The following is a 7,624-nucleotide window of genomic DNA, read 5'->3' as shown; positions in this document are numbered from 1 at the left end:
GCGGTGAGGGCGAGGGCGGCGACGGCGGCGACTCGGCCGCGGTGGGTGCCGGACACGGCGGCGGCTGGCCGTTCGGCGGCAACGGCCTCGGCCTGGGCTTCTCCTTCGGTGGCGACGGCGGCGAGGGCGACGGTGGCGCGGGCGGCGACGCCGACGCGGACGCCGACGCGGATGCCGATGCCGACGCGGACAACGACACCTCCTCCGGCCCGTCGAGCGCGGACGGCGGCGTCGGCGGCGCGGGCGGCACGGTTTCCCAGACGTCGAGCCAGTCCACGAGCGTGTCGAACGTGTTCGAGAACGTCGGGAACGACGACAACGACGTGACCTTCATCAAGGACTCGTTCAACCAGGACAACGACGGCGTCGACAACAGCCACGGGAGCATCGCGAATAGCGTGGTGGCCGGCGACGACATCAGTGACTCACTCAACAGCACCGAGACTGTAAACATCAGCGACTCGTACAACGACACCTACACCGAGACCAACGTCGACGCGTCGCACGACACCACGTACGACCACTCGTTCAACGGCAACCGCTTCGACAACGACGGTCTCGACCTCGACATCGACGACGTCGAGATCGAGATCGACTGAGACCGACGCGGGCGTGCCAACGGAGCGGAAAGGCAGGAGGTGAGTGATGGCGACGACGACGATCTCCTCGCTCATCGATTTCCTGCTGGCGTTGCTCGGTGACGAGGAGCTGCAGGCTGAGTTCCAGCAGGACCCTGAGGGCGTACTCGCGAAGTACGGCCTGGACAGCACGTGTGGGCTGGACATCAGGGACGTGCAGCCGATGGTCGCCGACCACGTGGGGGTACAGGCCACGGGAGGCCCCCCGCACTTCGCGAACAGCGATGACGCGCTGCCCGAGATCTCGGTCATCACCAAGCATTACGTGGTGCACGAGGGACCGGACATCAACAACTACAACTACTACTACGTCGACGACGAGGACATCATCATCAACGTCGACGACCGCGACACCGTCGACATCCACGCCGAAGGCGACCTGACGATCACGGACTCGTTCAACGAGGACAACGACATCACCGTCATCGACGACTCGTTCAACCAGGACAACGACGGTATCGACAACAAGGGTGGCTCGATCGACCACAGCACCGCCGCGGGCGACGACATCGACTCGTCGCTCAACTCCGACAGCGACACCTCGCTGTCCGGCTCGGAGAACACGACGGTGACCGAGACGAACACCGACGCGTCCACGGACACGACGGTCGACGCCTCGTACAACCACAACACCTCCGACGACGACCTCATCGACACCGATGTCAGCGTCGAGGGTGTGTCGGGCCAAGCGGCACCGACCGCGGTACACGAGGCGGACAGCCTCTGGCCGCAGGAGGACGCCGACGCGGCGGTCGGGCTCGACCCCGCGGACGCGGTCTCGCAGTAGCCGCCAGTAGCCGCCACTGTCGTCCGCCCGGGGTGTTCGGATCACCGGACACCCCGGGCGGACCCGGTGTGTGGGGACTGATTTCCCTGAGGAGGACGGAATGGGGTCGGAGCCGCTCGAGGCGCTGGATCAGGCGCTCAGCGCGATCGCGCCGTACGGGCGGACCGACCTGGAGGAGCGGCTGCGGCGGACCGGGTACCGGCTGCGCACCGGCCGGGTCCGCGTGCTCGTGGTCGGGGAGTTCAAGCAGGGCAAGAGCATGCTGGTGAACGGTCTGGTGCGGGCGCCGGTGTGCCCGGTGTTCGACGACGTCGCGACCTCGGTGCCGACCGTGGTGCGCTACGCCGAACAGCCCAGCGCCGCACTGGTTCGCGTGCTGGAGCCCGCGGAGGACGGCGATCCGGAGCGGGCGAAGGTCGAGCGCGTGGAGCTGCCGATCGAGGAGCTGGGCCACCACATCGCCGAGACCGGCAACCCGGGCAACCGGGAAGGCTGGCGGGAGGCCGAGATCGGCCTGCCCCGCGCACTGCTCGCCGGCGGCCTCGAGATCGTGGACACCCCGGGCGTCGGCGGGCTGAACTCCGTGCACGGCGCGGCGACCTTGGCCGAGCTGCCCGCGGCGGACGCCGTGCTGTTCGTCTCGGACGCGTCCCAGGAGTACACCGCGCCGGAGCTGGAGTTCCTCCGGCAGGCCACCAAGATGTGCCCCAATGTCCTCTGTGTACTGAGCAAGGTGGACCTGTACCCGGAGTGGGAGCGCATCGCCGAGCTGGACCGCGGCCACCTCGCCGCGGAGAAGATCCACGCCGACCTGCTCGTCGTGTCCTCGGCGCTGCGGGTGCACGCGATCCGCAACGGCGACGAGACCGCCGACGAGGAGTCCGGCTTCTCGGTGCTGGCCTCGTATCTGCGCGAGCAGGTCGTGGCTCAGGCCGACCTGCTCGCCCGGCGCTCGACCGCGCACGACATCGTCGCGGTGACCGAGCAGCTCGCCACCGCGCTGCTGGCCGAGCGGACCACCTACACCGACCCCGAACAGGCCCAGCTCGTGGTCCGCGAGCTCACCGAGGCGAAGGCCCACGCGGTCGCGCTGAAGGAGCGCTCAGCACGCTGGCAGCACACGCTCAGCGACGGCGTGGCCGACCTCAACGCCGACATCGACTACGACCTGCGGGACCGGATGCGCGACATCGTCCGCGAGGCCGAGGAGGAGGTGAACAAGGCCGGCGACCCGCGCAAGATCTGGGACCAGCTCTCCGCCTGGGTCGAGCAGGAGGTCGGCGCGGCGGTCGCGGCGAACTTCCTGTGGACCGCCCAGCGGTCGCGCTGGCTCGCCGCTCAGGTGGCCGAGCACTTCTCCGGCGGGCAGGAGCTGCTGCCGAGGATCCGTACCGGGCACGAGGACCCGCTCGCCGGCATCCAGGCGATGGAGCTACGTTCGGGCGAGCCGTTCGGCCTCGGCCAGAAGGCGTTGAGCGGGCTGCGCGGCGGGTACGTCGGCGTGCTGATGTTCGGCATGCTCGGCACGATCGTCGGCCTCTCGCTGATCAACCCGTTTTCGATCGGCGCGGGGCTGCTGCTCGGCGCCAAGGGCCTCACCGACGACCGGCGGCGCGTGTTCGCCAAGCGGCAGGCCGACGCGAAGGCCGCCATCCGCCGCTACGCCGACGACGTGATCTTCCAGGCCGGCAAGGAGTCCCGCGAGCTGCTCCGCCGCGTGCAGCGCGACCTGCGTGACTACTACATCGACCGCGCGGAGGAGACGAACCGGTCGCTGAAGGAGTCGCTGGCCGCGGCCGAGCAGTCGGCACGCGCGTCGCAGGACGAGCAGCGCCGCCGGCTCGCGGAGATCCCCGAGGAGCTGGCACGGCTGGAGACGTTGCACAAGCGCGCCCGGTCACTGATCCCCGGCGCGGTCGGCCAGAGCCGCGAACCGAAGCTGCTCGAGGCGGCGCAGTGAGCGCCACCCTGACCTCCCAGCACAGCTTGACCGCGGCGGTGCGCGGCGTGCTGCGCCGTGCGGTGCGGGTCTACGCGAACGAGCCGGACATCGTGGCGGAGCTGCGCGCCCAGTTGAACCGGCTGGACGAGCCGCTGCGGGTCGCCATCGCCGGCAAGGTGAAGGCCGGCAAGTCCACGTTGCTCAACGGTCTGGTCGGCGAGCTGATCGCACCCACGGACGCGGGCGAGTGCACGAAGGTCGTCACCTGGTACCGGGACGGGCCGACGCCGCGCGTGGTGTCCTATCCGGACAGCGAGTACGGCGACGACGCGCCCCGGTCGCTGCCCATCCGGCGCGACAACGGCGCGCTCGCGGTCGATTTGCACGGCATGCCGGCCGACCGGCTGCGCAAGCTCGTCGTGGACTGGCCGTCGCGCAGCCTGCGTGGGACCACGCTGATCGACACGCCGGGCATCGCGTCGATGTCCGGCCAGTACTCGCGCCGGGCGCTCCGCATGCTGACGCCCGACGACGACTCACCCGCCGAGGCCGACGCGGTCGTCTACCTGATGCGCCACCTGCACGCCACGGACGCCGAATTCCTGGAGTCCTTCCGGGACCAGGGTGTCGCGCGGGCGAGCTCGGTGAACACGATCGCGGTGATCTCCCGCGCGGACGAGGTGGGCGGCGGCCGGATCGACGCGATGCTGTCCGCGCGGCGGATCGCCCGCCGCTACCGGACCGAACCCGCGCTGCGCGGCCTGTGTCAGACAGTCATCCCGGTGGCCGGCCTGCTCGCCGCGACCGGACGGACGCTGCGGCAGGCCGAGTTCGACACGCTCGCGATGCTCGCCGCCGCACCGCGTGCGGACATGGACGACGTGCTGCTGTCCACCCAGCGGTTCCTGCGGTCGGACCGGGTCGCGGCGCTCGCCGGGCTGACCTACGAGCGCCGCAAGGACCTGCTCGAGCGGTTCGGCATCTTCGGCCTGCGGCTCGCGATGATGTACATCCGGCAGGGCCGCGGCGACTCCCCCGCGCTGGCCGCCGAGCTGGTGCACGCCAGCGGTCTGCACGAGCTGCACGACGTGCTGTCGGTGCAGTTCACCCAGCGCCGGGACCTGCTGAAGGCACGCAGCGGCCTGCTGGCGACCGAGCGCGTGCTGAGCTCCGGCACGCACGCCGCGGACCCCGCGGAGGTCAAGGCGCTCGCGGCGGAGGTCGAGCGCATCGGCTCGGGCGCGCACGAGTTCGTCGAGCTGCGCCTACTGTCCGCACTGCGGTGCGGGGAGGTGGACCTGCCGGAGCGGGAGTCGCGGGAGGCGCAGCAGTTGCTCGGCGGCAACGGAGTGGCGCCGGCGCATAGGCTCGCGCTCGGAGCGGACGCCTCGGACGGCGCCGTGCGTGCGGCCGCGCTGCACGAGCTGGGGCGCTGGCGCCGCAGAGCGGAGGACCCGTTCGCGGACCGCCCCGCGGTGCGTGCCTACCGCGCGGTTGCCCGGACGTGCGAGGGCCTGGTCGACGCCCTCACCCCGGCGCGCTCGCGGGCCTGATCTGGCCCCCGCGGGAGCGTCACGAGGGCTGGGCGTCACCGATCAAGTTGCGCAGCATGCCGAACAGCTCGTTGCGGCCGTCGGCGCCCAGGCGGTTGCGCATGCGCGCCACGTGGTGCTCCACGGTCTTCGCCGAGATGAACAGCCGCGCGCCGATCTGCTTGTGGGTCAGGCCGGCGAGGATCAGGCGGCCGACCTCCACCTCGCGTTCGGACAGCAGCGGGGCCGCGGCCGGTTCCGGCTCGGGAGCCGCGCCGGCCGGCTCCGCGTCGCCGCCGGCCGGTGGCGTGCTCACCGGGTCCTGACCGAATCCAGTGCTGTCGCTGAGGTTGCGGGCGAACGCCATCAGGCCGGCGCCGTCCTTGCGGTCCGCGGTACGCACCGACGCCGATGCGGCCAACTGCGCCCCGTCCGCGATCAGGCCCGCGTGATGCAGCCCGATGGCGGCCGCACGCACCTCGTCCGGGTCGACGTCGCCGCGGGCCACCCGCAGCCAGCAGGCGGCCGCGGCCGCGAACCCCTTGGCGTGCCGGGCGTTCACCGCCGCCAGCGCGCGCGCCCGGCCTTCCGCCGCGTCGAGGTCGCCGGCCGCGAGGTCGGCGTGCAGCCCGCTCCAGTACAGCGGGACTATCCATAGTGGCGGATCGCCGAGCTTGGCCAGCAACGTCCACGCCTGGTCGAGGTGCGGGGCGATGGACTCGCGCTCGCCGAGCAGTGCCGCCGCCACGGCCAGCTCGCCCAGCGGCCGCAGGACGTACAGGTCGACCGGATGCCGGATCAGGGCCGTGCGTCCGCGTGCGAACGCACCGGCGAGGGCCGACGAGTCGCCGCGTCGTCGGGCCAGGCCGCTCGCCAGGGCGGCGACGAGCAGCTCGTCCCCCGGCTCCAGCGGCGTGGCGCCGACGCGGTCGAGCACGCCCTGCGCGGTGTCCAGCGCCCCGCGGGTCAGCGAGTGCCAGCCGTACAGCAGCAGGTGCCGGGTGTGTGCGAGCCCGCCGCCGAGCTTGCTGGTGACCGCGTGGCCGAGGGTGGCGTCCGCGAGTGCCGCCTCCCCGCTCTGCACGGCGACGACCGCGACCAGCTCGACCGGGCTGTACGGCAGCAGCACCGCGTCACCGGCGGAGTCGAGCAGCCCGGCCGCCTGCGTGAGGTGGGACAGCGCCACCGCGGCGTCCCCCACGACGGACTCGAGCGCGCCGCCCGCGAGCAGGCGGATCGCCGAGGCAGTCAGGGTCGGCGCGTCGTCCTGGCTCGGCGGCGCGTTCGCGAGGACCTCTCGTGCCCGGTCCAGCTCGCCGGCCGCGAGCAGTGCGGGCACGGCGAGCAGCACGTCCGGACCGGACAGGCCCTGGTACAGCTCGGCGGTGCGCAAGGCGAAACCCCGCCTGGCCAGGATCGCGGCGCTCACCGACACCGCGCGGCGGCGGTCCTGCTCCGTGGCGTCCGCCGCCGTGAGGATCTCGTCGGTGAACCGCAGGGCCTGCGCGCAGTCTCCCGCGAGCGCCGTGGCCTGCGCCCGGCGCGCGACGACGGCCGGCGTGCTGCCCCCGGCCCGCACGGCCGCGTCATACAGCTCGATCGCCAGGTGCGGGGAGGTCCGCAGCGCCTCGTCGGCCGCGGCCGCCATCACCGCGGACGCGCGAGCGCCGGCCGCCCGGGACTCGGCGAGCTGGCGGCCGACGGTCAGCATCGGACCGCCGCTCGCCAGCTGGAGCTCGGCCAGCCGCCGCTGCAGGTTCCGGCCGCGCAGCACCGGGATGAGGCGCAGCACGAGGTTGCGCACGAAGACGATCAGCTCGCTCGAGTCCGTGAGCAGGCCGGTGGCGAATGCGGCGTCCACCGTGTCGGCGAGGTCGGCCGGGTCGGCGTCGAGCAGCGGGCAGAGCACCTCCGCGTCGAGGGGAGCGCCGATCGCCATGGCCTCGAGGACGGCGTAGATCCGCGGGTCCAGCCCCTCCAGCAGGTAGCGGAGCCGCTCGGCGAGCCCCGGCGAGACGGAGACCCGCGGCGGGCGCCGGAAGCGCTCGGGGTGGCGCGGGTCGAAGCGGCCGGTGTCGAGCATCGCCTGGGTGACCAGGCCGACGAACATCGGCAGCCCGCCCGACTGTTCGTACACGAGCGCGACGAGCGCGTCCGGCGGCGGGCCGCCGACGCGGCGGGCGACCTGGTCGGCGACCTCCTCGCGGCCGAGGTGGCCGAGGACGGTCGGCGAGTGGTGCCGGGACAGCTGGGCGCCCAGCGCGGAGAGGCCATCCGGCCGCGGCCACGGACGGTAATTAACCACCATCCGCGCATCCGCTGCCCGTGCCCGCCCCCGCAGGGCCGCGAGCGTGTCCGGCGAGAGCCGGTGAGCGTCGTCCACGAGCAGCGGCGCCCCGTCGGGAACGGTGGCGAGATCCGTCTCCGGGTCGACGCGCACGGCCTCGATCCCGGCCTCCCGGTAGGCCGCCGCGATGGCCTTGAGCAGTGCGGACTTCCCGGTGCCACCGGGCCCGACGATCGCCGCGGTCAGCGGGGCGCCCGGTTCCGACGCGATCTGCGGGAGGATCCAGCCGGCCTGGGGAACGACGGTGTCGGCGTGCGCCAACGGCACGGCAACCACCACGCCTGCCCCCCTTCGTCGGGATCCTCCCTCCCATTCTTCGGTTACCGAGCGTGTTCCATTACAGATCAGCCACGGGCAGCCATACGCCGAGCTGTCCCC

4 protein-coding genes and 1 pseudogene are annotated in these 7,624 nt (G+C 72.5%); 4 read left to right on the top strand and 1 reads right to left on the bottom strand.

Going from position 1 to position 7,624, the window contains the following annotated elements:
* The 4 genes and pseudogenes from ACRDTB_RS17090 to ACRDTB_RS17075 form a co-directional block, all read left to right on the top strand.
* Positions 1 to 599, top strand: a pseudogene (locus ACRDTB_RS17090) (hypothetical protein); the annotation flags it as partial.
* 46 nt (positions 600 to 645) lie between these two features.
* The gene (locus tag ACRDTB_RS17085) at positions 646 to 1,425 is read left to right on the top strand and encodes an IniB N-terminal domain-containing protein (protein WP_431431376.1); all 780 of its coding nucleotides are present in this window, start codon (positions 646 to 648) and stop codon (positions 1,423 to 1,425) included.
* Between the two features lie 100 nt (positions 1,426 to 1,525).
* The gene (locus ACRDTB_RS17080) at positions 1,526 to 3,385 is read left to right on the top strand and encodes a dynamin family protein (protein ID WP_431431375.1); all 1,860 of its coding nucleotides are present in this window, start codon (positions 1,526 to 1,528) and stop codon (positions 3,383 to 3,385) included.
* A complete protein-coding gene (locus ACRDTB_RS17075) occupies positions 3,382 to 4,920 on the top strand; it encodes a dynamin family protein (protein ID WP_431431373.1) in 1,539 nt (512 codons plus the stop codon). Before ACRDTB_RS17080 ends, ACRDTB_RS17075 begins: the two co-directional genes overlap by 4 nt.
* A gap of 19 nt (positions 4,921 to 4,939) precedes the next feature.
* On the opposite strand, the gene ACRDTB_RS17070 is transcribed toward ACRDTB_RS17075, so the two are convergent.
* On the bottom strand, positions 4,940 to 7,513 hold the full coding sequence (locus ACRDTB_RS17070) for a LuxR C-terminal-related transcriptional regulator (RefSeq protein WP_431431371.1): 2,574 nt from the start codon (positions 7,511 to 7,513) through the stop codon (positions 4,940 to 4,942).
* Positions 7,514 to 7,624: the final 111 nt, after the last annotated feature.

Source organism: Actinophytocola sp. (genome assembly GCF_050699935.1).
Taxonomy (GTDB): Bacteria; Actinomycetota; Actinomycetes; order Mycobacteriales; family Pseudonocardiaceae; genus Actinophytocola.
This window is presented reverse-complemented; position numbering and strand designations above follow the sequence as displayed.

Excerpts from the sequence above, each read along its gene's own strand:
- ACRDTB_RS17085 (WP_431431376.1), top strand. The coding sequence starts at position 646 with ATGGCGACGACGACGATCTCCTCGCTCATCGATTTCCTGCTGGCGTTG.
- ACRDTB_RS17080 (WP_431431375.1), top strand. The coding sequence starts at position 1,526 with ATGGGGTCGGAGCCGCTCGAGGCGCTGGATCAGGCGCTCAGCGCGATC.